The sequence below is a fragment of the Pseudomonas entomophila genome, assembly GCF_029193575.1.
In the GTDB taxonomy this organism is placed as follows: Bacteria; Pseudomonadota; Gammaproteobacteria; order Pseudomonadales; family Pseudomonadaceae; genus Aquipseudomonas; species Aquipseudomonas entomophila_G.
The window spans coordinates 62,522-84,850 of record NZ_JARGCS010000022.1 but is presented as its reverse complement, the minus strand read 5'-3'; the positions used below and the strand labels follow the sequence as shown (position 1 = coordinate 84,850).

Annotated in this window: 18 protein-coding genes and 1 tRNA gene; 11 read left to right on the top strand and 8 right to left on the bottom strand. The window is 64.3% G+C overall.

Going from position 1 to position 22,329, the window contains the following annotated elements; all coding sequences use genetic code 11:
- Positions 1–101: 101 nt before the first annotated feature.
- Positions 102–494, top strand: coding sequence for a thioredoxin family protein (locus tag P0Y43_RS10365; protein WP_275637201.1), 393 nt, complete (start codon positions 102–104; stop codon positions 492–494).
- Positions 495–506: 12 nt separating this feature from the next.
- On the opposite strand, the gene P0Y43_RS10360 is transcribed toward P0Y43_RS10365, so the two are convergent.
- The 4 genes from P0Y43_RS10360 to ung form a co-directional block, all read right to left on the bottom strand.
- Entirely contained in the window at positions 507–2,687 is a 2,181-nt protein-coding gene (locus tag P0Y43_RS10360; RefSeq protein WP_275637200.1) for an autotransporter outer membrane beta-barrel domain-containing protein, read from the bottom strand.
- Between the two features lie 303 nt (positions 2,688–2,990).
- Entirely contained in the window at positions 2,991–5,261 is a 2,271-nt protein-coding gene (locus P0Y43_RS10355) for a hypothetical protein (RefSeq protein ID WP_275637199.1), read from the bottom strand.
- 30 nt (positions 5,262–5,291) lie between these two features.
- Positions 5,292–6,578, bottom strand: a complete 1,287-nt coding sequence (locus tag P0Y43_RS10350; protein ID WP_275637198.1) for a hypothetical protein — start codon at positions 6,576–6,578, stop codon at positions 5,292–5,294.
- Positions 6,579–6,685: 107 nt separating this feature from the next.
- On the bottom strand, positions 6,686–7,378 hold the full coding sequence (gene ung, locus P0Y43_RS10345; protein WP_275637197.1) for a uracil-DNA glycosylase: 693 nt from the start codon (positions 7,376–7,378) through the stop codon (positions 6,686–6,688).
- A 128-nt stretch (positions 7,379–7,506) separates the two neighbouring features.
- On the opposite strand from ung, the gene P0Y43_RS10340 reads away from it, so the two are divergent.
- On the top strand, positions 7,507–8,613 hold the full coding sequence (locus P0Y43_RS10340; protein WP_275637196.1) for an enoyl-CoA hydratase/isomerase family protein: 1,107 nt from the start codon (positions 7,507–7,509) through the stop codon (positions 8,611–8,613).
- A 28-nt stretch (positions 8,614–8,641) separates the two neighbouring features.
- Here the strand turns inward: P0Y43_RS10340 and P0Y43_RS10335 are convergent, their stop codons facing one another.
- Positions 8,642–9,049: a hypothetical protein gene (locus tag P0Y43_RS10335; protein ID WP_275637195.1), complete on the bottom strand. Its 408-nt coding sequence runs from the start codon at positions 9,047–9,049 to the stop codon at positions 8,642–8,644.
- A 232-nt stretch (positions 9,050–9,281) separates the two neighbouring features.
- Between P0Y43_RS10335 and P0Y43_RS10330 the strand changes: the two genes are divergently transcribed.
- The 5 genes from P0Y43_RS10330 (at position 9,282) to P0Y43_RS10310 (ending at position 13,590) form a co-directional block, all read left to right on the top strand.
- Positions 9,282–9,497, top strand: coding sequence for a cysteine-rich CWC family protein (locus P0Y43_RS10330; RefSeq protein WP_275637194.1), 216 nt, complete (start codon positions 9,282–9,284; stop codon positions 9,495–9,497).
- 18 nt (positions 9,498–9,515) lie between these two features.
- Complete coding sequence (locus P0Y43_RS10325; protein WP_275637193.1) at positions 9,516–10,208, top strand: pseudouridine synthase; 693 nt, start codon at positions 9,516–9,518, stop codon at positions 10,206–10,208.
- 366 nt (positions 10,209–10,574) lie between these two features.
- Positions 10,575–11,459 carry an alpha/beta fold hydrolase gene (locus P0Y43_RS10320; protein WP_275637192.1) on the top strand — a complete coding sequence of 295 codons (885 nt, stop codon included), beginning with the start codon at positions 10,575–10,577 and terminating at the stop codon, positions 11,457–11,459.
- Positions 11,460–11,574: 115 nt separating this feature from the next.
- Positions 11,575–11,648 (top strand) — tRNA-Gly (locus tag P0Y43_RS10315).
- A gap of 172 nt (positions 11,649–11,820) precedes the next feature.
- Positions 11,821–13,590, top strand: a complete 1,770-nt coding sequence (locus P0Y43_RS10310; protein WP_275637191.1) for a SulP family inorganic anion transporter — start codon at positions 11,821–11,823, stop codon at positions 13,588–13,590.
- 46 nt (positions 13,591–13,636) lie between these two features.
- On the opposite strand, the gene P0Y43_RS10305 is transcribed toward P0Y43_RS10310, so the two are convergent.
- Positions 13,637–14,710 carry a glycerophosphodiester phosphodiesterase family protein gene (locus P0Y43_RS10305; protein WP_275637190.1) on the bottom strand — a complete coding sequence of 358 codons (1,074 nt, stop codon included), beginning with the start codon at positions 14,708–14,710 and terminating at the stop codon, positions 13,637–13,639.
- Positions 14,711–14,894: 184 nt separating this feature from the next.
- On the opposite strand from P0Y43_RS10305, the gene P0Y43_RS10300 reads away from it, so the two are divergent.
- The 4 genes from P0Y43_RS10300 (at position 14,895) to P0Y43_RS10285 (ending at position 20,155) form a co-directional block, all read left to right on the top strand.
- The gene (locus tag P0Y43_RS10300; protein ID WP_275637189.1) at positions 14,895–15,911 is read left to right on the top strand and encodes a DUF4917 family protein; all 1,017 of its coding nucleotides are present in this window, start codon (positions 14,895–14,897) and stop codon (positions 15,909–15,911) included.
- Between the two features lie 87 nt (positions 15,912–15,998).
- Positions 15,999–16,532, top strand: a complete 534-nt coding sequence (locus tag P0Y43_RS10295; RefSeq protein ID WP_275637188.1) for an RNA polymerase sigma factor — start codon at positions 15,999–16,001, stop codon at positions 16,530–16,532.
- A complete protein-coding gene (locus tag P0Y43_RS10290; RefSeq protein ID WP_275637187.1) occupies positions 16,529–17,488 on the top strand; it encodes a FecR family protein in 960 nt (319 codons plus the stop codon). The genes P0Y43_RS10295 and P0Y43_RS10290 overlap by 4 nt, the downstream gene beginning before the upstream one ends.
- Positions 17,489–17,602: 114 nt before the next feature.
- On the top strand, positions 17,603–20,155 hold the full coding sequence (locus P0Y43_RS10285; RefSeq protein WP_275637186.1) for a TonB-dependent receptor: 2,553 nt from the start codon (positions 17,603–17,605) through the stop codon (positions 20,153–20,155).
- A 114-nt stretch (positions 20,156–20,269) separates the two neighbouring features.
- Here the strand turns inward: P0Y43_RS10285 and P0Y43_RS10280 are convergent, their stop codons facing one another.
- Both P0Y43_RS10280 and P0Y43_RS10275 read right to left on the bottom strand, forming a co-directional pair.
- Positions 20,270–21,478, bottom strand: coding sequence for a class I SAM-dependent methyltransferase (locus P0Y43_RS10280; RefSeq protein WP_275637185.1), 1,209 nt, complete (start codon positions 21,476–21,478; stop codon positions 20,270–20,272).
- Positions 21,479–21,645: 167 nt separating this feature from the next.
- Positions 21,646–22,263 (bottom strand): TPM domain-containing protein, encoded by a 618-nt coding sequence (locus P0Y43_RS10275; RefSeq protein ID WP_275637184.1) that lies wholly within the window; start codon positions 22,261–22,263, stop codon positions 21,646–21,648.
- Between the last annotated feature and the right edge of the window lie 66 nt (positions 22,264–22,329).

The window sequence follows — 22,329 nt, the reverse complement described above, 5'->3', positions numbered from 1 at the left end:
GAACAGCGCCCTTCCCCTCCGTCAACTGATAGTTCTGCCAGTTTCCTGAACGCGCATCACGGCGTTGAATAGCTCGGGAACCCGCACCCAGGGCAAGCGCCATGTCGATGATCAGCCTGCATAACCCCTTCACGCTCAAGTCGCTGCTGGAGCGCTACGAGCACCATCGCCCGTCGCTGCTGCTGATCCGCTCGGAGAGCTGCCCGCCCTGCGTGGAATTGCACCCCCAGCTTGAAACCCTGGCCGGGCAATGGCCCCGGGTCGATTTCTACGAGTTCAATGTCGACACGTGTGCCGACCCACAGCAGGATTTCGAACTGACCCAGTTATTCCAGTGGTGGGGAGTGAAGTACCTGCCTTCGCAGATCTTCCTGGCCACAGGGCTGACACCGGACATCATCAGCACACGACGGCTGGACGTGATCGAGCGCAAGTTGCACGCACTGTCACGGCCAGCCGCCGACTTGACACCACCGGGTATTCAGCCGCGCTGAACAGCCGCGCTATCAGAACTCGAAGCGCACGCCCAGGTTGACACCATAGGGCTGCTCGATGTGCTTGCCATTGCTGTACTCGACATCGGCATGCACCTGGAACTGCTTGGAGACCTGCCAGGCCACGCCCGCGCCCAGTTCGCCACGCGAGCCGGACAGGTCGTTGTTGAACCGGTTGTCGTTGACCCGCACCTCGTTGCGCTGGGCGAACTCATGGGCGTAGGCCGCCTTGAGGTAGGGCTGGAGCATGCCGCCGCCGTCCAGCGGGATGGTCTTGCCGACGGTGGCGCCCACTTTGCCGAGCACCGACTTGGCCGTGTCGCCTTCGGCGCGCAGGCCGTTGCTGAAGGAGTAGTCCTTGCCGGCAACGACGACGGTGGCTACCTGGGCGAAGGGTTCGACGAAGTAGCCGTCATCGAGCTTGATGTGCTTGCCCGCCTCGACCGACGCACTCACACCGTGGGTGTCGTAGTCGCCCTTGGAACGGCTGCCGTCGCTCATGCCAACCTTGGCGTTGTTCTGGTAGCGGTTGTACTTGACCACGGTGTCGACGTAGTAGCCGGTCTCGCGGTCCAGCCAGGTGGCATAGCCACCCAGGTAGTAGCTGTCGACGCTACCCGAGGAGCCTTTGGCCAGGTTGAGGTCCGAACGGCTGCTACCGGCCAGCACACCCAGCAACCAGTCGCTTTCACCCAGCTGTAGGTCGGCACCCAGGCTCAGGCCGCGCTGGTTCTGCTGGTAGCCCGCGCCCGACGTCGAGCCGCTGACGTTGTACTGGTTGCCATAGCCGCGCATCCACAGGCCAGCGTTGCGGCCTTCGCTGTAACGCAATTCGCCCATGCGGCTGCGCAGCGAGCTGAGCTCGCCGTAGGCGACGGTGATGGGGGTGTTGAACAGCGCCATGGCCGACAGGGTGATAGGTGCCACGGTGCGGGTTTCGCGGTCCAGAACCCAGTCGGTGCCGTCCTGCTTCAAACCGTAGGAGAACGCACCCACTTCGACCTTGTCATCGGTGTTGAGCAAATGGAACTGCGCCCCACCGTCGGCCGTCTGTACCAGCCTCAGGCTCTGCACACTGGCTTCCTGGCCGCTGCTGGCCATCAACAGGCCGTGGTTGCCACTGGAACTGCCGGTGACGACCAGTTGGTCCGCCTGGCCGGTGACGAAATCGCCATTCATGTGGAAATTACCGGTGCCCGAGAGGTTGTTCACGGTCAGGGTATGGAAACTGGAACCGTCCCCAAAGACCACAGTGCCATCGTTGATTGCCAGGTCACCGACATCGCTGTTGCCGATCATGGTCCAGCGGGCATCCGAGCCGATGCTGGCCTGAGCGACCGCAGTGGTAGAACCGGTCAGTTGAGCGCCACTGTCCAACGTCAGCGACTGCACGTTGCTGACGTTGCCCGTCATCCGCGTGTCGTCGGCCAAGGCCAAGGAAACCGTGCTGCCGGCCTCGCCTGTGACATCCCCTTGCAAGATGGAGCGTCGCAGGTCGAGGCTCGCCCGCCCGCCGGAAAGCACACTGACGTTACCCGTGATGGCGGAGTCAGCTGCCGTGAGTGCAAGGTTGGAGAAGCCTGCCACCACGACCGCCGTACCATTGCCTGAAGTGATAGATGAACGGTTGCGCAGGTCGATAATCGCGTCGCTGCGTGTACGAACATCGACCCCTGGCCCCGCGACACTGGAGACCGAACTGCCATCCAGATTCAGGGTAGCCACGGTCGGCCGGGCGATTTCGGTCAACATCCACACCCCAGCGCCTTGCCCGGTGATGCTGCTCCCGGTGACTCGAGCCGTGCCGCCCTGAAGCCGCATGCCGTTGCCATTTGCCGCAGTTGCGGTCATCTGCGAACCAGAAATGTCGAGCACACCGTCGGCGTTCACCTGCAACGCGGCCGTGCCGCCCTGAATCCGGCTGTTAAGCACGGTTGCCGACGAACCGGCACCTGCGGAATGCGCAAGCAACAGACCGACGCCATTAGTGCTGGTGATCGCAGCATTGGCGATATTCGCTTGGCTGTCCACCAAGCTGATCGCTGTGCCATTGGTTACTTGGCTGTCGCCACTGAGAATGTTCAGCCGTGAGTTGTTGACCGAAATGCTGGAGGTTTGCCCACCGTTGACGGTCAGCAACGATTGATTGATCAGAACGTAATTGGTGCGCGGCTCAGCTGGCGTGATGGTCATGGTCTGGTTGTCCAGAACGACCGCTGAGACGTGTGGACTGAGTAGACCCAAGGTCAGCAAACACGCTAACCGGGTTAAAGCGAAACCTGAAACAGTGTGAATTCTTAAGCTATGGATGTCTTGCATGGAGGGTACCTTTCAAAGCAGATTTTTGCTCGCCCCAGTGGCGTTGAAAGAAGCGGCGCAATCTTAGGAAGCCCCGAGAAGCAGATCTGTAGGAAATTTCCACAACTAGTGGGGATTTCCCTACAACTCACCCAGCAGAATCCCACTGGATGAGTTGTAACTTCATCAAATGGCTCCTCAGTTAACGACCCAACCCGAACACACCAGCCCCCCTTGGCGGGTGTTGTACTTGACCAGGCACGGCCGAGAGATCCACGAGCTCGCCCCTCGACGAATCGAGAACCTGCAGACGATTGAATCGGCCGCCGGGGCCGGCGGGTTTGTGGTCTGGTTGAATAGATCGTTGGTGTAACGGACCTGGTACCGCACCCCGGCAGCCGCGTTGTAGCTCGCTGGAACCTCCAGTTCATGCAAGGTACGTTGGACCGTCGGCGGACTCACCTCACCCAGGGACGAACCGGCGTGGTACTCCCAGAACACGGTCAGGATGTCACCAGGCTGAATACTCACCGAAGCCGGTGGGTTGGCTGCCTCGTCCGGCAATTCAGGGTCGGTGGGGCGGAAGTCGCGCAGGATCAGGTTGATGGCGTTCCACGGCGCACTGGAACAATTGATCACGCCCGTCAGGTTGGTAGTGGTGCCTGGGCGTTTATTCTGTCGGGCACTCGGCACGCTCTGGGTATAGTCGAACCAGACGAAGTTACGCATCAGCACGGTAATGGCACTGACATTCACCCGGGTATTCAACGACTGCTGGGCGTTGCCGGATGTGGCAGATTCTCGAATCGTGTAATAGGCCAGAACCACGCCGTTACCTTGCGCCTCGATCACTGCCCAAGGCAGCGGGAATTCGATGCTATCCCCAGGAACTTCGCCGACGAGGGTCAGGGTACTGACTTGTTGCGTACCGTAGAAAATGGTCACGATATGACCCGCGCTAGCGCCTTCATACACCGTGAAGCGGATGGTGCCGTTCAACTCAGCATCCAGCGGCGTGATGAAGTTGTTGGGTGAGTTGCTGCTGCCCCCGACCACAGTTAACAAGGTCAGTGCTGGGTTCACCGGGTCCGGTTCGTTAGGATTCACCGGGCCCACGATCCGCAGGTCTACCCGAGGGTTAGCATCTGGCGATGGACCAAACGGCTGACCGTTGCGCACGACCTGGTAGTTGACCGTGGCGGTATAAAGCGCCCGCGAATCGGGTGTAGACAAAAATGCCCAATTCACGGTAGTCCTGCCATCCGAGAAGGGAAACGCTGGCAACTGACGCGCGTTGCCACTACCGTCGACCCAACTGACGACGATTTCATCGGTCGGCTGCGCATTGTCATAGGACGGGATGGTGATCTTCACAACGCTCGTGAGGGGGAACAGGTCCGCCCGCAGGATCGGTGTCTTGATCTCAGGTCTCAACAAGTTCGTCGGCTCCGCCTCCAGGCGTACACGGAAGTTGAACCCAGCCGATTTACCACTTGGGTTGCCAACGCGGTCGCTCAGGATATACACCAGTTGCTGACCGCCATTGCCCAACGCAATCAGCGCCGCAGCGGGGACCGCGATTTGCGGCTGGGGCCTGACGGCTTCGGTTTCTGGCCAGATGACCGTTAGCGGCAAGACTTCCGACTCGTTCAAACCGTTGAGCAGAGTGATCCCGTCGCCTGCACGAGCGATCGTATAGCCCGGTGGGATGGGGAAGGTAATGATCGGGTTGGCGTCCATGTATTCCCTGGTGAAGACCGGCACGCCATTCTCAATGGGTGGAGCAACGGTAGGCATGAGCAACGCGGCTGGCGTCACACCATTGGAGGGTGCTATTCGATCAAGGGTGAAACGCTGAGGTAGCGAAAAATCCTCGTTCAGGGCCTGATCGTTGACGACGATGTAGCTAAGTCGGTGAATGCCCTCACCCAGGCTCTCGAGCATCTTCGGCGTAATCTGGATCTCTACGGGAAAGGGTTGACTCGGCTCGATCGGATACGGGAGGCTGAACGGCTGGCCACGCCGCTCCTCTTCTTCCGGCTCCTCCTGATCTCCGTCCTCCCCCATGTATCGCCAAGGGATCCCGTCAAACATCAAGCGCACTTCATCACGTGAGTCTTCGTAATCGATTCCACCGCTTTCCGCCCAGCGCGGCACTTGTATGTAGACATAGTCGTTGTCGTTGCCATCGACATAAGCGGTGATGGGAAATTCGTTAGCACGAACAACGGCGTTGTTGGGCAATGTGCCCACAAAGGAAAACTCATCGGCTAACACGTCGGCGACGCCGAACATGCCCAGTCCTCCAGCCCCCGCCTTGCTGATGATCGTTGGCTTGCCTGAGCGGGCTTCGATAATTCTGTTGCGTTCCGCCTCGAACGCGGCCTTCGACTCGAGTTCCTGAGTATCCTGCTCCCCTGCGGACAATTCGCTCGGTACAGCTTTGCCCTCTTTTTCATATGCACCCATGACCAATCTCCTGAACTGTGATAGTTACTTCTACGTCGTCATCCAAGGCCCACTGCAAACCCTGCCACCTGGCTGTTGTAGCGAAACCTTAATCACCTCCACGCTGGAGGGACGCCAAGGTCCCGCCTGTGTTCGAACGCGGTAGATCACCCTGACCGAGCCTTCGAAGGCATCGACCCCGGGTTGGAACACTTTCTCGAACTCCTTGACAATCAGTTCGTTGATAGAGGGCATGACGACAAGGCCATCCGCGCGCAGCGGCTCGGCCGGAAGAAGTGAGGCGTCGGAGATCGGATCTTCACCGTGTAGATCGCGGCACATCTGCCAAATGAGCTGCACAGGGTCACCAACACTCACGCCCTCCAAGGGCAACGGCACACGGAAGCGCATACCTCGTGGGATGCCAGGGTCAGGCCAGGGCTCACGCGTAGCTCGTTCGAGCGAAGCGCAATTGATCCAGCCAAAGAAGCTCACGAAGTCCGGCTCGATACGCTCGATTGGGGGCAGTTCACCGCCTACGAGATCGACCGTGACATCCAGCAGGTTGGAGCCTCGGTTGACATTCCCCGCCCGGTCCTGCAGCTGGCAACTGACCTCGAAGCGCCCCTTCATCAGCAGGGATTCGGCAATCAGCAAGGGGATGATCGGCAGGTCGCGGTTGGCCTGATCGATGTCAACGACGATAAGCGGAGTTGCAGGAGGCGCTTCCCCCTCCCGGCGGAAGAACAGCAGTACCCGGTCCTCCAGGCGGAGGTCAGGCCAGCGTGGCAGCTCGAACCGAGCGAAACCACCATTGGCGTCCAAGTGCTCACGATCGATCAGCGAAGGCCCAGATAAACCGAACGGCGAGTTCTCGTTGGGGGCGGTGCGGTCGTAGTACACCTGGCTTGGAGCAGACCTGACGCCGTTCTCGATCTCCTCGATCCACTGGTCATAGCTGATGGCGAACTCGCGATCGCGTAGTGGCGACGGTGCGGGCAGTTGAAGTTCGACTGGGAACAGCTCGGCGGGGTCGGCGGTCATTGCGCGGATGACCGGCAGGCCAATGTGCTGGCCGTCGCGTACGACCTGGAACACTACACGGGGGTTGACGAAACCACTCTCTATCAGCGTCCGGTAATCCTCCTCGTAGCCGTCCCAGACATCGACTTCGAAGCGCAATGGCTGCACCTGTGCAGCTAGAGGCCGGGTGTAGACGCCTTGTTCGTCGTCCAGGAGGGGTAGTACACCGAGTAAGCGAGGAGCTTTCAGCTCCAGTATCCTTGCGCTCGCCAAGTGCAGATGGCTAGAGCCCTTCTTTTGAACAAGTATGGTCATCGCGCCCTCCAGCCAGTGGGGGTTCGACCGTTGCGTGTCGAACCGTGAACCCACTGTATGGCGGAGATTTACCGCGCGAAACTGACAAAAATACTAGGTGACAGGCTTTACAGCAGCGGCAACGCCCAGTCGATAGGGGCCAGCCCACGCTGTTCCAGGAACCCGTTGGCACGGCTGAAATGCCCACAACCTAAGAACCCGCGATAGGCCGACAACGGCGAAGGGTGTACCGACTTGAGCACCAGGTGGCGGGTACCATCGATCAATGTCTGCTTGCTCTGCGCGTGCGAGCCCCACAACAGGAACACCACGTTCTCGCAGCGCTCGCTGACCAGTTGGATCACCCGGTCGGTGAACGGCTGCCAGCCGGCTTTGGCGTGCGAAGCGGCGGCGCCGCGCTGCACGGTCATGGTCGTGTTGAGCAGCAGCACGCCCTGGTCGGCCCAGCTCTGCAGGTAGCCGTGGTTGGGAATCGGCAGGTTCAGGTCGCGCTGCAGCTCCTTGTAGATGTTCACCAACGACGGCGGCGTAGGCACGCCTGGCTGCACCGAGAAACACAGGCCGTGGGCCTGGCCGGGGCCGTGGTATGGGTCCTGGCCGAGGATCACTACCTTGACCTTGTCCAGCGGCGTGGAATTGAGCGCATTGAAGATCAGCGGCCCCGGCGGATAGATCTCCTTGCCGGCCGCGTATTCCTGGCGCAGGAACTCGCGCAACTGGCGCATGTAGGGCTGGTCGAACTCGGCGCGCAGCGCGGCCTTCCAGCTGGGTTCGAGCTTGATGCGATCGTCGTCGGTCATGGGGCCTTCCTGAATCAGAGTGGCGCGACACTAGGAAAGCCGCCCCGGCTTGTCAATCGCCCCGACCAGCGACCGGCGCGTTCGCTCAGGCAGGCCATACTTGTGCGACGATCCGCACGAGGTAGACCATGAGCATTCAATGCGAGGTACTCACCGGCGCCGACGGCGCCCGCATCGGCATCGCCACACTGGATGCGCCCAAGGCACTCAACGCCCTGAGCCTGCCGATGATCGAGGTGCTCGACGAGCGCCTGCACGCCTGGGCCGGCGACCCAGGCATCGTTTGTGTGCTATTGCGCGGCAATGGCCCGAGGGCCTTCTGCGCCGGCGGGGACGTGCGTGCGCTGGTCAATGCCTGCCGCGAACACCCCGGCAGTGTACCGCCGCTGGCCGCCACCTTCTTCGCCGCCGAGTACCGGCTCGACTATCGCCTCCACACCTACCCCAAGCCGCTGTTGTGCTGGGGCCACGGGCATGTACTGGGCGGCGGCATGGGCTTGTTGCAGGGCGCGGGGGTGCGCATCGTCACACCCAGCAGCCGGCTGGCGATGCCGGAGGTCAGCATTGGCTTGTACCCGGATGTCGGCGCCAGTTGGTTCCTCAGCCGTCTGCCCGGCAAGCTTGGGCTGTTCCTCGGCCTGACCGGCGCGCCGATCAACGCACGCGACGCCCTCGACCTGGGCCTGGCCGACCGCTTCATGGGCGAGCGGCAACAGGAGAACCTGATCGACGAACTGCTGCAGCTCAACTGGCAGGAGCAGACCGCACTGCAGCTCAACAGCCTGCTCAAGGCCGAACAGCACCGCGCCTGGGGCGAACTGCCGGAAGCTCAGTGGCTGCCACGCCGGGCGCTGATCGATGAAGTGCTGGACGTGGCCGACCCGGTGTCGGCGTGGCGCGCCTTGTGCGGGTTGCGCACGCACCGCGACCCGCTGCTGGCCGAGGCAGGGCAACGCCTGCACGAAGGCTGCCCGCTGACCGGGCACCTGGTGTGGGAACAGATTCGCCGGGCCAGGCACCTGTCCCTGGCCCAGGTATTCCAGATGGAATACGCCATGAGCCTGAATTGCTGCCGTCACCCGGAATTCAGCGAAGGTGTACGCGCGCGCCTACTGGACAAGGACAACCAGCCGCGATGGCACTGGGCGGATGTCGCACAGGTGTCCGCGGCGGTGGTGGAGGCGCATTTCAGCAAGGTGTGGGAAGGGCGGCATCCGCTGGCGGATCTGGGGTGAAATCGAGGGCCCTCAACGGCACCCACGATCACCGCTGCCAGCGACGATCCCGATCCCCTCGCCCATTGGAGTGCCGCCGATCGTCCCAACCCCGCCGGTCCTGGCGATAGTCATGCCGGTCACGGTCACGCCCATAGTCATACCGGTGCCGGTTGCCATAGTCGTTGCGCGGGTTGCCGTGCCACTGGTTCACCCCCGGCGATGGGTATGGCCGGTAGTGCGGCACAGGCGCCGGGCGGTAGTAGCGGGGCGCGGGCTGGTAGTAGTAACGCGGTTGCGGCGCGACGTAGTAACGGTCTTGGCGATAGTAACCCGGGTAGGCGTAGCGGTCGGCGGTGTAGTACTCGCTACGGTAGTAGCCCCCGCTCCCGTAGTAGGGCGCGCAGGCGGAAGTCATCAGGCCCAGCAGGGCGACCAGCAGCATTCGATAGGACATGGCGGCCTCCTGGACCGCTAGGGTGCCCGTGCAGCGGCGCTGGCGGGCGTCGATCGGCACACGTTGATCGACATGGATTAAGACCGCTACGGCGAGGTCCGGTGCCGTTTACGCAACAAATTGAAACAGACTGACTAATCCAGAAAAACAAAAAAACGCCTCATCACCCCAGCCCCGCAACCCCGCCCGCGCCGGATATACTCTCGCCCCGCCACCCACCTGGGAGCCGACCATGACCGACAGCCAGCATTGCCCCGCCTGCGGCGCCGCCAACCAATGTGGCCTGGCCGACCCGCGCAGCGCCACCCAAGGCTGCTGGTGCTTCGGCGTGACCATCGACCCGGCGCTGCTCCAGGCCCTGCCCGACGAACTGCGCAACAAGGCCTGCCTGTGCCCGCGCTGCGCGGCGGTCGACGAACAGCTCAAGACCGGCCGCCCCACTCGCTGATACCACCAAGACCTCGCCATGCGCCTCGATCGTTTCCTCACCAACCTGCCCTGCTACAACCGCCAGCAAGTACGCCTGCTGCTGATACAGCGGCGTGTGCGGGTGGACGGCGAGGTGGTGGCCGACCCGCTGCACGAGGTGCGCGAATTCAACCGCGTCGAGGTCGACGACCAACTGCTGCAGGCCGGCCGACCGGCGCGCTACCTGATGTTGCACAAGCCCGCCGGCTGCGTCAGCGCCACCCGCGACCCGCAGCATCCGACGGTGCTCGACCTGCTGCCCGCTGAGCTGCGCGACGACCTGCACATCGCCGGGCGCCTGGACTACAACACCACCGGCCTGCTGCTGTTGACCAATGACGGCCAGTGGTCACGGCGCCTGACCCAGCCCACCACCAAGCAGCCGAAGGTCTACCACGTCGAGACCGAGGACGAGATCGGCGCGCATTACGTCGAGACCTTCCGCGAAGGTTTGTATTTCGCCTTCGAGGACCTCACCACCCTGCCCGCCCAACTGGACATCCTCGGGCCGCGCCGGGCACGGCTGGCGATCGTCGAGGGGCGCTACCACCAGGTCAAGCGCATGTTCGGGCATTTCGACAACAAGGTGGTGGGGTTGCACCGAGAGCGCATGGGAAGTATCTGCCTTGACCCCGCGTTGGCGCCGGGGGCGTTCAGGGCGTTGACGGACGAGGAAGTGGCTGCGGTTTGAGGTGGTCTGGTCGGGCCCGGCGATAGGGCCCGACCAGACACCCCGCCAACCACAGCCCAGAGATTTTTCCTACACAATCCCCCGAACGGCACTTGCACGATCCCGCCCCTGCTGCTTGAATCCAAATCGTCGGTCTGCATGTGACTTGCCAGTCACGAACGCAGTCCAAGACGCCTTTTCGCTGGCCACCCAAGGTCTTGATACCTTGGGGCACGGCGAATCGCCCGCACAACAACACCCGTCGACCAGCGTGCCAAGGATCGACACTGGGCCCCCCGGTTTCACTTCAAGGCGTATGCCTACCTGTCATGAAGAACGTGCACCCTAGGTGACGCGAATACCCTTTTTGCGCCAGGAGTCGATGACATGAGGCCAGAAATTGCTGTACTTGATATCCAAGGTCAGTACCGGGTTTACACGGAGTTCTATCGCACACATGCAGCCGAGAAGACGATCATCCTGATCAACGGCTCGTTGGCCACCACGGCCTCGTTCGCCCAGACGGTGCGCAACCTGCACCCTGAGTTCAACGTGGTGCTGTACGACCAGCCCTACGCCGGCAAGTCTAAGCCACACAACCGCCAGGAACGCCTGATCAGCAAGGAGACCGAGGCGCACATCCTGCTGGAGCTGATCGAGCACTTCCAGGCCGACCACGTCATGTCGTTCTCCTGGGGCGGCGCCGGCACGCTGCTGGCGCTGGCGCACCAGCCACGGCGGGTGAAGAAGGCCATCGTCAGCTCGTTCTCGCCAGTGATCAACGAACCGATGCGCGACTACCTGGAGCGCGGCTGCGAGTACCTGGCGGCCTGTGACCGCTACCAGGTCGGCAACCTGGTCAACGACACCATCGGCAAGCACCTGCCGTCGCTGTTCAAGCGCTTCAACTACCGCCATGTCAGCAGCCTGGACAGCCACGAGTACGCGCAGATGCACTTCCACATCAACCAGGTGCTGGGGCACGACCTGGAGCGCGCACTTAAGGGCGCACGCAACATCGACATCCCGGTGCTGTTCATCAACGGTGACCGTGACGAGTACACCACCGTCGAGGATGCCCGGCAGTTCGCCCGGCACGTGGGCCGGAGCCAGTTCAGCGTGATCCGCGACGCTGGCCACTTCCTCGACATGGAGCACAAGGGCGCCTGCGAGGCCACCCGCTCGGCCATGCTGGGCTTCCTCAGGCCGACCGTGCGCGAGCCCCGTCAACGCTACACGTACGTACAGGGGCACCATGCACTGGCCATCTGAGCGCATCGGCGACCTGTAGCCCTCCTCACCCGCAGGCTACGGGCCGCCGACAGGCTTTTTTTCCACCCTGGGGTTCTCATGGGCCGAGGGTTCTGGTAAAAAGTCGGGCTCCGAAGCGGGTGTAGTTCAATGGTAGAACTGCAGCTTCCCAAGCTGCTAGCGTGGGTTCGATTCCCATCACCCGCTCCATCTCGTTTTTCCGCGTGACGTCCCGGTGGCGTCAGCGTCCGTCTCAAGGAGCCTCGGCTCCTTTTTTCGTTTCTGCGGTGTTCGTTCCGGCCCACATATCCCGCTTGCGCAACCGCCCCGTTCAGCGCCTATCCTCCCTGGCATCCGCGAAACATTATCCAAAGGACTGCGCATGTTTCTTTCCCGCTGGCTGCCGGGCCTGGCCAACCTGCTGCATTACCGTCGCGAGTGGTTCCACGCCGACCTGCAGGCTGGTTTGTCGGTGGCCGCGATCCAGATCCCCATCGCCATCGCCTACGCGCAGATCGTCGGCCTGCCCCCGCAATACGGCCTGTACGCCTGCGTGCTGCCGATGATCGTCTACGCCCTGGTCGGCAGCTCGCGCCAACTGATGGTCGGCCCCGACGCCGCCACCTGCGCGATGATCGCCGGCGCCGTGGCGCCGCTGGCCATGGGCGACCCGCAGCGCATCGCCGAGCTGTCGGTGATCGTCACCGTGCTGGTCGGCGTGATGCTGATCGCTGCCGGGGTGGCGCGGGCCGGGTTCATCGCCAGCTTCTTCTCGCGACCGATCCTGATCGGCTACTTGAACGGCATCGGCCTGAGCCTGATCGCCGGGCAGCTGTCGAAGGTGGTGGGGTTCAAGATCGAAGGCGACGGCTTCATCCTCAGCCTGGTCGATTTCCTCCAGCGCCTGGGCGAGACCCACTGGCCGACCCTGGCCATCGGCCTGGCGGGGCTGGCGCTGCTGATCTGGCTACCCCGCCGCTACCCACGCCTGCCCGCCGCCCTGGTGACCGTGGCGGTGTTCACCCTGCTCGCCGGGCTGTTCGGCCTGGACCGCTTCGGCGTGGCGATCCTCGGCCCGGTGCCGGCGGGCATCCCGGAGCTGGCCTGGCCGCAGAGCAACCTGGCTGAAACCAAGAGCCTGCTGCGCGACGCCCTGGGCATCGCCACGGTGAGCTTCTGCAGCGCCATGCTCACCGCCCGCAGCTTCGCCGCCCGGCATGGCTACGCGATCAACGCCAATCATGAATTCGTCGCCCTGGGCGTGAGCAACCTGGCCGCCGGTGTGTCCCAGGGCTTCGCCATCAGCGGTGCGGATTCGCGCACTGCGGTCAACGACATGGTCGGGGGCAAGAGCCAGCTGGTGGGCATCATCGCTGCGCTGGTGATCGCGCTGATATTACTGTTCTTCACCGCGCCCATGGCGTGGATTCCCCAGGCCGCGCTGGGCGCAGTGCTGCTGATGGCCGGCTGGGGGCTGATCGACGTGAAGTCGCTGGGCAAGATCCGGCGCCTGAGCCGCTTCGAGTTCTGGCTGTGCCTGCTGACCACCGTCGGCGTGCTCGGCCTGGGCGTGTTGCCGGGCATCGTCTTCGCCGTGACCCTGGCGATCCTGCGCCTGCTCTACAGCATCTACCAACCCACCGACGCCGTGCTCGGCTGGGTCCCTGGCATCGAAGGCCAGGTCGACATCCGCCAGCACCAGGACGCCCGCACGGTGCCGGGCCTGGTGGTGTACCGCTTCGACGACGCGATCCTGTTCTTCAACGCCGACTACTTCAAGATGCGCCTGCTCGAGGCCGTGCAGCGCGAGGCCAAGCCCCAGGCCGTGCTGTTCGACGCCGAGGCGGTGACCAGCATCGACGTCAGCGGCGTCGCCGCACTGCGCGAGGTGCGCGATACCCTCGCCGCCCAGGGCATCCACTTCGCCATCGCCCGCGCTCGCGGCACCTTCCTGCGCATGCTGGTGCGCTCGGGGATGGCACGGGAAATGGAGGAGAAGTTGCTGTTCGGCTCGGTGCGGGCGGGGATACGGGCGTATCGGGTGTGGCGTAATCGCAGCCGAGGGGCAGGGGCATCGTCTGAGCCGACGCCATCGCGGGGCAAGCCCCACACAGATGCCCCACCGCCTTCGGATTCAGCAGAGGGCCTGTAAGAGCGGGCTTGCCCCGTGAAAGGGCCGCAACGCGGCCCCAACCCTCTCAATACCCCAGCTTCTTCAGCAATTGCGCCTCAGGCTCCCCTGCAGGGCGCTTATAGAAACGCAACAACTCCCCGGCACGGTTGGTGAAGATGCCATCCACCCCCGCCCGCATGGCCTTGTCGAAGTCCACCGCGTCATCAAGGGTGTACACGTGCACCAGCAAACCCCGCTCATGGCTGGCCTGGTTCATCCATGGCTGGATCAGGTCGGCGTAGCTCTGTTCGCCCAGGTTGCTGCGCACCGCCGACGGCCCGGTGCCGATGGCCCCGCCTTGCTTGGCGTAGTCGAGCCAGCGCTCGAACTCGGCCTGCGACTTCGGCTGCTGGCGGGCGTAGAACGCGGCCTTGTCATGCTCGCCGGAGTCGGCGAAGTCCTTGCCCGAAGCCGGCTCGATGCTGCCCTTGCCAATCCACAGCAAGAGAATCTTCGGCACCTTGGGCATCGCTTCGTGCAGCAGCGCCAGGCTGTTGCGGTCGAAGGTCTGCAGGATCACCCGGCCCGGCTTGTCGAGCCAGCCGCGCGCCTGGAGGCGCTCCTTGAGCTGCTGCTCGATACCGGGAAACTGATGCGGCTCCTTGGTCTCGATGTACAACCCCGGATGGCGCTGCGGGTCGCCTTCGGCGATGTCGATCACCTCGTCCAGGGTCAGGATGCGCAGGTTGCTGAAGCTGTCGCGGGCCCGTGCCGGGTAGGCCTTGTTGAACCAACTGCCGGCGTCCAGCGACTTGAGCTCGGCCAGGGTGAAGGCGCTGACCGGGCTGGCCTTGCGCTCGGGGAAGCGCTCGGCGACATCGCTGGTGCGGGCCAGCACGTCGTCGTGCACCACCACCAGCACGCCGTCGCGGGTGCGTTGCAGGTCGAGTTCCAGGTAGTCGGCGCCCAGTTCGCGGGCCAGCAGATAGGCCGCAGTGGTGGATTCCGGCGCATCGTAGGAGGCGCCGCGATGGGCGATCACTGCCGGGTGCGGGATGCCTTGAGCCTTGGCCAGAAGGGCCGGGGCCTCGCTGGCGCCGGCGCTGAAAGTGGAGAGCAAAGCCGCCAGGCCCAAGGCCTGGATGAAGGGTGTGCGCATGGATCGTTCCTTTCACAGTGGTCCCTGCACCTGCCCTTGTAGGCGCGGGCTCGCCCGCGACTACAAGGGCAGGTGCAACAGGGGTGCATTTCCTTGGACGGGCAAGCGTCGCACGTTTGCATGACATGCTAAAGTCCCCGCGTTTTTCGCCACGCCGTTTTTCGCCATGCCTCAGGGAACCCCGATGCCCGCTCTCGATACCCAACTGGCCGCCTGGCCCGACCTGCACGACCGCCACCCCTGCCACGCGCTGCTGCTGGGCAACGGCGCCAGCCGCGCGCTGTGGAAGCCGTTCGGCTACTTCTCGCTGTTCGAGGAGGCCACGCGGGTGCGCCATCGCGCCCTGGGGGTCAGCGACCAGGCGCTGTTCAAGGCCCTGGGCACGGAATTGTTCGAGCCGGTGCTGAGCACCCTCAACACCACGGTGCGGGCCAACGCCGCGCTGGCCATCAACTCGACCGCGCCGCTGAACCGCTACTACTCGATCAAGGAAGCGTTGATCCACGCCGTGCGCGCCGTGCACCTGCCCCACGCCTTGCTGCCAGCGCCCACCCTGGCCTCGATCAACCAGGCGCTGCGCCAGTTCCGCCGCGTCTATACCAGCAACTACGACTTGATCCTGCCCTGGGCGATGGGCACACAGCCCGAGGGCTTCGCCCGCCTGTTCGACGACGAAGGCTTCTTCGACGTGCGCCGCACCGCCGCGCAAGGCACCCGGGTGATGCACCTGCATGGCGGCCTGCACCTGCTCAAGCTGCCCGATGGCAGCACGCGCCAGCGCAGCGCGCAGGGCGCCGAGCTGCTGGATGGCTTTGCCGTGAACATTCCCGGCGAGGTGCCGTTGTTCATCAACGAGGGCCGCAGCGAGCATAAATTGCGCGCCATTCGCGCCTCGGATTACCTGGGCTGGTGCCTGGGGCAACTGGCCACGGAACACCAGGGCCTGTGCCTTTTCGGGCAGCACCTGGATGCCAGCGACGAGCACCTGCTCGACGCCATTCGCCACGCCCGTCCGGCACATCTGGCGATCGCCATACGACCGCTGAGCGAAGCCTCGATCATCAACCAAAAACAACACTTCACCCAGCGTTTCGCCGACCTTAAAAGCACTTCGCTGCATTTTTTCGACGCCACCAGCCATCCACTGGCGCACCCGGCATTGACTATCGCCGTCCCCCCGGAACACAGTCGCCGTCGCTGAATCGTTACAAACGAAACATGGCAAATGTAAATAATTCTCGATAAGATCCGCACCCTTTCCTCCCCAGGCCAGCCCCGGAAAGCGTGCATGCAGCGCCTAAAGCCCGACCCTGCCACCCAGGACACCTGCCGCGGTTTCTACGCCGACATCCTGCATTTCCTGCGCAAGCGCATGGACAACGCCAGCGATGCCGCCGACATGACCCAGGACGTGTTCACCCAGTGGCTGGGCTACCGCGACCGCGCCAAGGTCGAGCAGCCGCGGGCGTTCCTGTTCCAGGTGGCACGCAACCTGCTCAGCGACCACTGGCGCCGGCAGAAGGTGCGCCATGCGGCGTTCACCGACGAGGCCAGCGCCGACGACGCGCTCGAGGCCGACAACGACCCGCTCCACCACGCCCAGCGCGAGCAGCGCCTGGGCCAATTGCGCCAAGTGCTTGCCGAACTCTCGCCGCGGCGCCGAGAAGCCCTTATGCTGCACCGCTTCGAAGGCCTGACCCAGGCGCAGATCGCCGAACGCATGAACATTTCCATCAGCATGGTCGAAAAGCACATCGCCGCCGCCCTGCTGCAGTGCAAGCAACGGCTGGACAGTGACAATGGCAGGGAGCGGCCAGAATGACCCCCATCGACGACGACCTCGAGCAACGCCCGATCGACGCCCAGGCCGCGAGCTGGTTCACGCGCAACCGCAACAACCCCTCACGCGAGGCGCGCAGGGCGTTTGCCCAGTGGGTGCAGACGCCGGAGCATGCCCGCGCCTACCGTCAGTTCGAACAGCTGTGGGACGACCTGGCCGCACTCAAGCAGGCCAGCCAGCCGGTGCCGCTGCCGGTGGCGCGCCGAGCACCGTACTGGCGCCCGGCCCTGGCGGTGGCGGCGGCGCTGGTGTGCGCAGTGCTGGCGGGCAACCTGGGCAGCGGTAGCGAAGCGTTCCAGGAACACCTGGCTGCCAGCCCCACCCTGCGCACCCTGCAACTGCCCGATGGCAGCCAGCTGTACGTCAACGCCCAGACCCAACTGCGCCTGGACTTCACCGCCGAGCAACGGCTGATCCAGCTCGATCGCGGCCAGTTGTACATCGACGTGGCGCCCGACAAGGAGCGCCCGCTGTACATCGACGCCGGCAGTGCCCGGGTGCGGGTGGTCGGCACCGGCTTCGACCTGCGCCGTGGCGAGCGCGAGCTGGTGGTCAGCGTCGCCCATGGCCTGGTCGCCTTCGCGCCACAGGGCGAACACCAGCCCCCCGCATTGCTGGGCGCAGGCCAGCGCGCGACCTACGAGCCGGCGCGCGGCACCCTGACCCGGCAGGACCTGGGCGGCCAGCCGATTGCCGACTGGCGCGACGGCCACGTGAGCTTCCGCAACCGCGAGCTGGCCAGCCTGATCGACGAAATGAGCCTGTACCGCCAGCAGGCGGTGCTGCTCGCCGACCCCAACCTGGGCCGCTACAAGGTCTCGGGCAACCTCGACGTGCACGACCCCGACGCCCTGCTCAACGCCCTGCCCGCCCTGCTGCCGGTGAAAACCACGCTGCTCGGCGATGGCCGCCTGCGCATCGATCACCGGGCAAAATAATTTTGAGAATTTTTATCATTCGCAGGTGAGGGTTTTTCGCAACGCGGCGTCTTCCTCCCCGCCTGCCGCATGAATGGCGGGTTTTTTCCGGCCTTTTGCCGATTGGGGGAATCCATGTTGTCCGCGCTGCGTCCGTTGAAATCCTTGCCCACCCGCCCAACCCTGCTGGCCCTGTGCCTGGCCATGAGCCTGGCCGCCCAAGCCGCGCCGCTGCAGTTCGACCTGCCCGCCCAGCCCCTGGCCCATTCGCTGAGCCAACTGGCCCAGCAGGCCAAGGTACAGCTGCTGTTCGACGAAGCCGTGCTGCGTGACACCCAGGCCCCGCCCCTGCATGGCGCCTTCGAGGCCCAGGAGGCCATCGCCCGGCTGCTGGCGGGCAGCCGCTTCAGCGTGGTGCGCATGGGCAATACCTTCGTGGTGCGCCTGAACGACGAACAACCCGCCACCGACAACAGCATCCAGCTCGGCGCACTGAGCATCGTCGGCGACGGCCAGCAGGTCGACCCAGGCAACGTCGGCCGTTCGACCCTGAACCAGGAGCAGATCGACCGCTACCAGCCCAGCAACATTCCCAGCGTGCTCGCCACCCTGCCCGGGGTCAACATGGGCGGTTCGGCCAAGCCCGGCGGGCAAACCATCAACATCTGGGGCCTGGGCGACGCCGAAGACGTGCCGATGACCGTCGACGGCGCCACCAAGAGCGGCTTCGAGCGCTACCAGCAAGGCACCATTTTCATCGAGCCCGAGCTGATCAAGCACATCGAGGTGGAGAAAGGCCCGCACTCGGTGAAGACCGGCAACGGCGGCTTCGGCGGCAGCGTCAACATGACCACCAAGGACGCCACCGACCTGCTCCAGGAAGGCCGCAACAGCGGCGCCATGCTCAAGTACGGCTATGGCAGCAACGACCACCAGCAGGTCTACAGCTCGGCGCTGTTCGGCCGCAGCGACGATGGGCGCTTCGACGGGCTGGCCTACCTGACCAAGCGTGACGGCGGCAATATCAAGCTGGCCAGCAACCTGCCCGACCCCAACGGCCAGTACCCGATCAACCCCACGCGCCTGCCCTACAGCGCCCTGGACCTGGATGGCGCACTGCTCAAGGGCAACGTGCACTTCAACGAAGAACACAGCCTGGGCTTGTCCTGGTCGCGCTCCGAAAGCGAGCGCTGGACGCCGTTCTCGTCCACCGCCTACCCCACGCCGCCGACCGCCGCGGACATCAAGAAATACGGTTACGAAGGCGCGCTCAAGCGCTTCCTGGCCAACCGCCGGACCGTCGACACCACCTGGTCGACCACCTACAAGTACCAGCCAATCGACAATCGCCTGGTGGACCTGGAGGTGAAGTACTCCGAGTCCGACACCAAACAGACCGACGAACGCGAGGCCACGGCGTTCTTCCAGCCGGCCACGGGCGGACGCAAGATGGACACCGAGTACCAGGACCGCATGCTCGCGGTCACCAACACCAGCCTGTTCGAGACCGGCCCGCTGGAGCACGCCCTGACCGCCGGCGTGCAGGTGCGCCGCCACGACCGCGACACGCAGATGTGGATGCCCGGCGGCATCTACGAGGTGCCCAGGTACAACTACGGCCATTACCAGCCGTACTTCATGCCCAGCGGCAAGGTCGAAAGCCAGGGTTATTACTTGCAGGACGCGGTGACGATTGGCGATGTGACCATCACCCCGTCGCTGCGCTACGACCACGTGACCAACGAAGGCAAGCCCAACGACGCGCCGCTGTACGACAACCCGGCCGCCGGCCACGACTACAGCGACAAGACCTACACAGGTTGGTCGCCGCGCCTGTCGGTGTTCTGGAAGGTCACCCCGCAAACCGCGCTGTTCGCCGACTACAGCAAGACCTGGCGCGCCCCGGTGCTGGATGAACAGTACGAGGTGCAAGGCAGCGGCAGCCGCACCGCCACCAGCCGCGACCTCGACCCGGAGCGCATCACCGCCCTGCGCGTGGGCAGCGTGTTCGACTTCGACAACGTGCTGTTGCACGACGACAGCGCCCAGGTGCGCACCACGCTGTTTCGCAACCACATCGAGGACGAGATCTTCAAGGCCACCGGCATCGGCTGCCCGCAGCAGTTGGTCACCGGCGGCACCATCGCCAACACCTGCGGCAACGGCTTGATGTCCAACTACCGCAATATCGGCGACGTGGTGATCAAGGGCTTCGAAATCGAGAGCTTCTACGACTCCACCTACCTGTTCGGTTCGGCGTCGTTCTCATGGATCACCGGCCGTCACCAGGGCGCCTACACCAACCCGTGGGGCCCGGACGTGTGGGCCAAGGACATCCCGGCGCCGAAGTGGATCACCACCCTGGGCGTGAAGATCCCGGCGTGGGATGCGCGCATCGGCTGGACCGCGCAGTTCGTGCGCCAAACCGACCGCCTGCCCAGCGACAAGTACTACGAAGGCCCGGCCAGCGTGCTCGGCGACCGCTACTATGACCAGTACGCCAACGACCGCTACCAGATCCACGGTCTGTTCGCCAACTGGAAGCCGCAGCAGGCCTACCTGAAGGGCACCGAGGTCAATTTCACCGTGGACAACCTGTTCAACAAGGCGGTGCGTCCGGAGCTGTCGGGGGAGAACGCCTACACCCAGGGGCGCAATGCCAAGGTCAGCGTGACGCGCTTCTTCTGAGCCAACGCATCGCGGGGCAAGCCCCCCACAAGTGCCCGCCGAGCGTGAGAACAGCGGGTACCTGTGGGAGCGGGCTTGCCCCGCGAAAGGGCCGCACAACGGCCCCGGCGCCCATCAACCGGGAATCAACCCATCCGCCCGCAGCAGCGTCTCCAGGCAGTGCTCCTTGACCCCATAGAACGCTTTGAGCTCGCCGATCTTTGCCAGCAGCGCGGCGTTATCCCCCGCCTGCCGGCGCTTGACCGCAAGAATCATCTTGTTCTTGTTGGTGTGCTCCAGGGAGATGAACTCGAACACCTTGGTTTCGTAGCCACAGGCCTCCAGGTACAGCGCGCGCAGGCTGTCGGTCAGCATCTCGGCCTGCTGGCCCAGGTGCAGGCCGTATTGCAGCATCGGCTGAAGCAGCCCTGGGCTGTGCAGTTGCGGGCGGATCTGCTTGTGGCAGCACGGCGAGCACATGATGATCGAGGCGCCGCAGCGGATGCCGGTGTGGATGGCATAGTCGGTGGCGATGTCGCACGCGTGCAGGGCGATCATCACCTCGATGGCCTCGGGCACCACGCTGCGCACGTCGCCGCACTGGAACACCAGGCCAGGGTGATCAAGGCGCGCAGCGGCGGCGTTGCACAGCTCGACCATGTCCGGACGCAATTCGACGCCGGTAACCTGGGCCTCGCGCCCCAGGGTGTCGCACAGGTAGTCGTGCATGGCGAAGGTCAGGTAACCCTTGCCCGAGCCGAAGTCGGCGACCCGTAGCGGCTGCTCGGCGCCCAGCGGCGCGCTGCTCAGGGCGTGGTCGAAGACCTCGATGAACTTGTTGATCTGCTTCCACTTGCGCGACATCGACGGGATCAGCGCGCCCTGCGCATCGGTCACGCCAAGGTCGCGCAGGAAGGGCCGCGACTGTTGCAGGTAGCGCTTCTTCTCACGGTCGTGCGCGGATGCCGACGCTTCACGCGGGGGCTGGGCGGTGTGGTGTTGCAGCAGGGGCTTGCCCTTCTTGCTGAAGCTCAGCTGCACCTCGCCTTCGGCGGTGAACAGGTGGGCGTTGCGGAAACTTTCCGGCAGCAGCTCGGCGACCAGCGCCTGGGCCTGGTCCAGCGGCAGATTGCGGGTGATGTCGCGGGTCTGATGGCGGTAGACCAGCGACAGGCAACGCTGACCCTTGACCTGCACGGGCTTGGCGATGATCCGTTGCAGGGTCTGGTCGGCGCCGACGTGGCGCGCCAGCACCAGTTTGACCAGGGTATCGGCGTGCAGGGCGTCGCTCAGCAGGGCCAGGAACTGGCTGCGGGCGTCTGGGGTGGAGGGGGTGGCGGACATGGAACGGGATGCCTCGAAGTGCGCAATGGCCGGCATTCTACAGGGTTTGAGGAAGGGGTGGCTGTGTCGGCCCTATCGCGGCAAGCCCACTCCCAGCGTCGCTCCGGAGAGCAGCTCGGTACCTGTGGGAGCGGGCTTGCCCCGCGACAGGGCCCGCACAGCCACCCTCAATCCAGGATCACCAACCGGTTCGGCAACTGGTTGCGCCGCGCTGTCGGCGGCACATCCTGGCTGAGCAGCTCGCCGCAGGCATCGATGCATTCGACGAACCCTTGCAACGTGCGCCCCTCGCTGACCTTGGCCGTAAACCGCGCCACCAGTTCGGCGCGGGTGCGCTCGTCCAGGTGCCGGGCAATGCCCTCGTCGGCCAGGATGGTCACGTAGCACTCGGCCTCGCTGACGAAGATCAACACCCCCGTGGCGCCCTCGGTGCGCTGCAGGTGCTGCTCGCGGAACTGCTGGCGCGCCAACTGCGCGGCACGGCGCTGGCGCAACACCCGTGGCACCAGCCAACCGGCCAGGCGCGGGTTGCGCAGCAACAGGCAGAAGGCGATGAAGGTCAGCATCTGGGCCACCAGCAGCCCACGCAACCCCGGCCAGCCCAGCGACAGTTGCACCAGGCCAGGGAGCGCCAGCGCCAGCAACACGGCCCACAGCAGCGGCAGGTAGGCATAGTCGTCGGCCCGACGCGCCAGCACGGTCACCAGTTCCACGTCGGTACGCCGTTCCGCGCGGGCGATCGCCTCGGCGACCTGGCGCTGTTCGTATTCATTGAGAAGGGTCATGCCTTCGGTCTCTCGATCGTTCTTATAGTTGTTGGCCCGGCACGCGGTTGGCGGGAGTGTATCTCA

What these genes read in the sequence shown, in the direction of transcription:
- P0Y43_RS10285 (WP_275637186.1), top strand. Translation starts at nt 17,603, where the DNA reads ATGTTGTCCGCGCTGCGTCCGTTGAAATCCTTGCCCACCCGCCCAACC.
- P0Y43_RS10335 (WP_275637195.1), bottom strand. Translation starts at nt 9,049, where the DNA reads ATGTCCTATCGAATGCTGCTGGTCGCCCTGCTGGGCCTGATGACTTCC.
- P0Y43_RS10340 (WP_275637196.1), top strand. Translation starts at nt 7,507, where the DNA reads ATGAGCATTCAATGCGAGGTACTCACCGGCGCCGACGGCGCCCGCATC.
- P0Y43_RS10325 (WP_275637193.1), top strand. Translation starts at nt 9,516, where the DNA reads ATGCGCCTCGATCGTTTCCTCACCAACCTGCCCTGCTACAACCGCCAG.
- P0Y43_RS10290 (WP_275637187.1), top strand. Translation starts at nt 16,529, where the DNA reads ATGACCCCCATCGACGACGACCTCGAGCAACGCCCGATCGACGCCCAG.
- P0Y43_RS10295 (WP_275637188.1), top strand. Translation starts at nt 15,999, where the DNA reads ATGCAGCGCCTAAAGCCCGACCCTGCCACCCAGGACACCTGCCGCGGT.
- P0Y43_RS10365 (WP_275637201.1), top strand. Translation starts at nt 102, where the DNA reads ATGTCGATGATCAGCCTGCATAACCCCTTCACGCTCAAGTCGCTGCTG.
- ung (WP_275637197.1), bottom strand. Translation starts at nt 7,378, where the DNA reads ATGACCGACGACGATCGCATCAAGCTCGAACCCAGCTGGAAGGCCGCG.
- P0Y43_RS10320 (WP_275637192.1), top strand. Translation starts at nt 10,575, where the DNA reads ATGAGGCCAGAAATTGCTGTACTTGATATCCAAGGTCAGTACCGGGTT.
- P0Y43_RS10360 (WP_275637200.1), bottom strand. Translation starts at nt 2,687, where the DNA reads ATGACCATCACGCCAGCTGAGCCGCGCACCAATTACGTTCTGATCAAT.
- P0Y43_RS10350 (WP_275637198.1), bottom strand. Translation starts at nt 6,578, where the DNA reads ATGACCATACTTGTTCAAAAGAAGGGCTCTAGCCATCTGCACTTGGCG.
- P0Y43_RS10355 (WP_275637199.1), bottom strand. Translation starts at nt 5,261, where the DNA reads ATGGGTGCATATGAAAAAGAGGGCAAAGCTGTACCGAGCGAATTGTCC.
- P0Y43_RS10275 (WP_275637184.1), bottom strand. Translation starts at nt 22,263, where the DNA reads ATGACCCTTCTCAATGAATACGAACAGCGCCAGGTCGCCGAGGCGATC.
- P0Y43_RS10305 (WP_275637190.1), bottom strand. Translation starts at nt 14,710, where the DNA reads ATGCGCACACCCTTCATCCAGGCCTTGGGCCTGGCGGCTTTGCTCTCC.
- P0Y43_RS10330 (WP_275637194.1), top strand. Translation starts at nt 9,282, where the DNA reads ATGACCGACAGCCAGCATTGCCCCGCCTGCGGCGCCGCCAACCAATGT.
- P0Y43_RS10310 (WP_275637191.1), top strand. Translation starts at nt 11,821, where the DNA reads ATGTTTCTTTCCCGCTGGCTGCCGGGCCTGGCCAACCTGCTGCATTAC.
- P0Y43_RS10280 (WP_275637185.1), bottom strand. Translation starts at nt 21,478, where the DNA reads ATGTCCGCCACCCCCTCCACCCCAGACGCCCGCAGCCAGTTCCTGGCC.
- P0Y43_RS10300 (WP_275637189.1), top strand. Translation starts at nt 14,895, where the DNA reads ATGCCCGCTCTCGATACCCAACTGGCCGCCTGGCCCGACCTGCACGAC.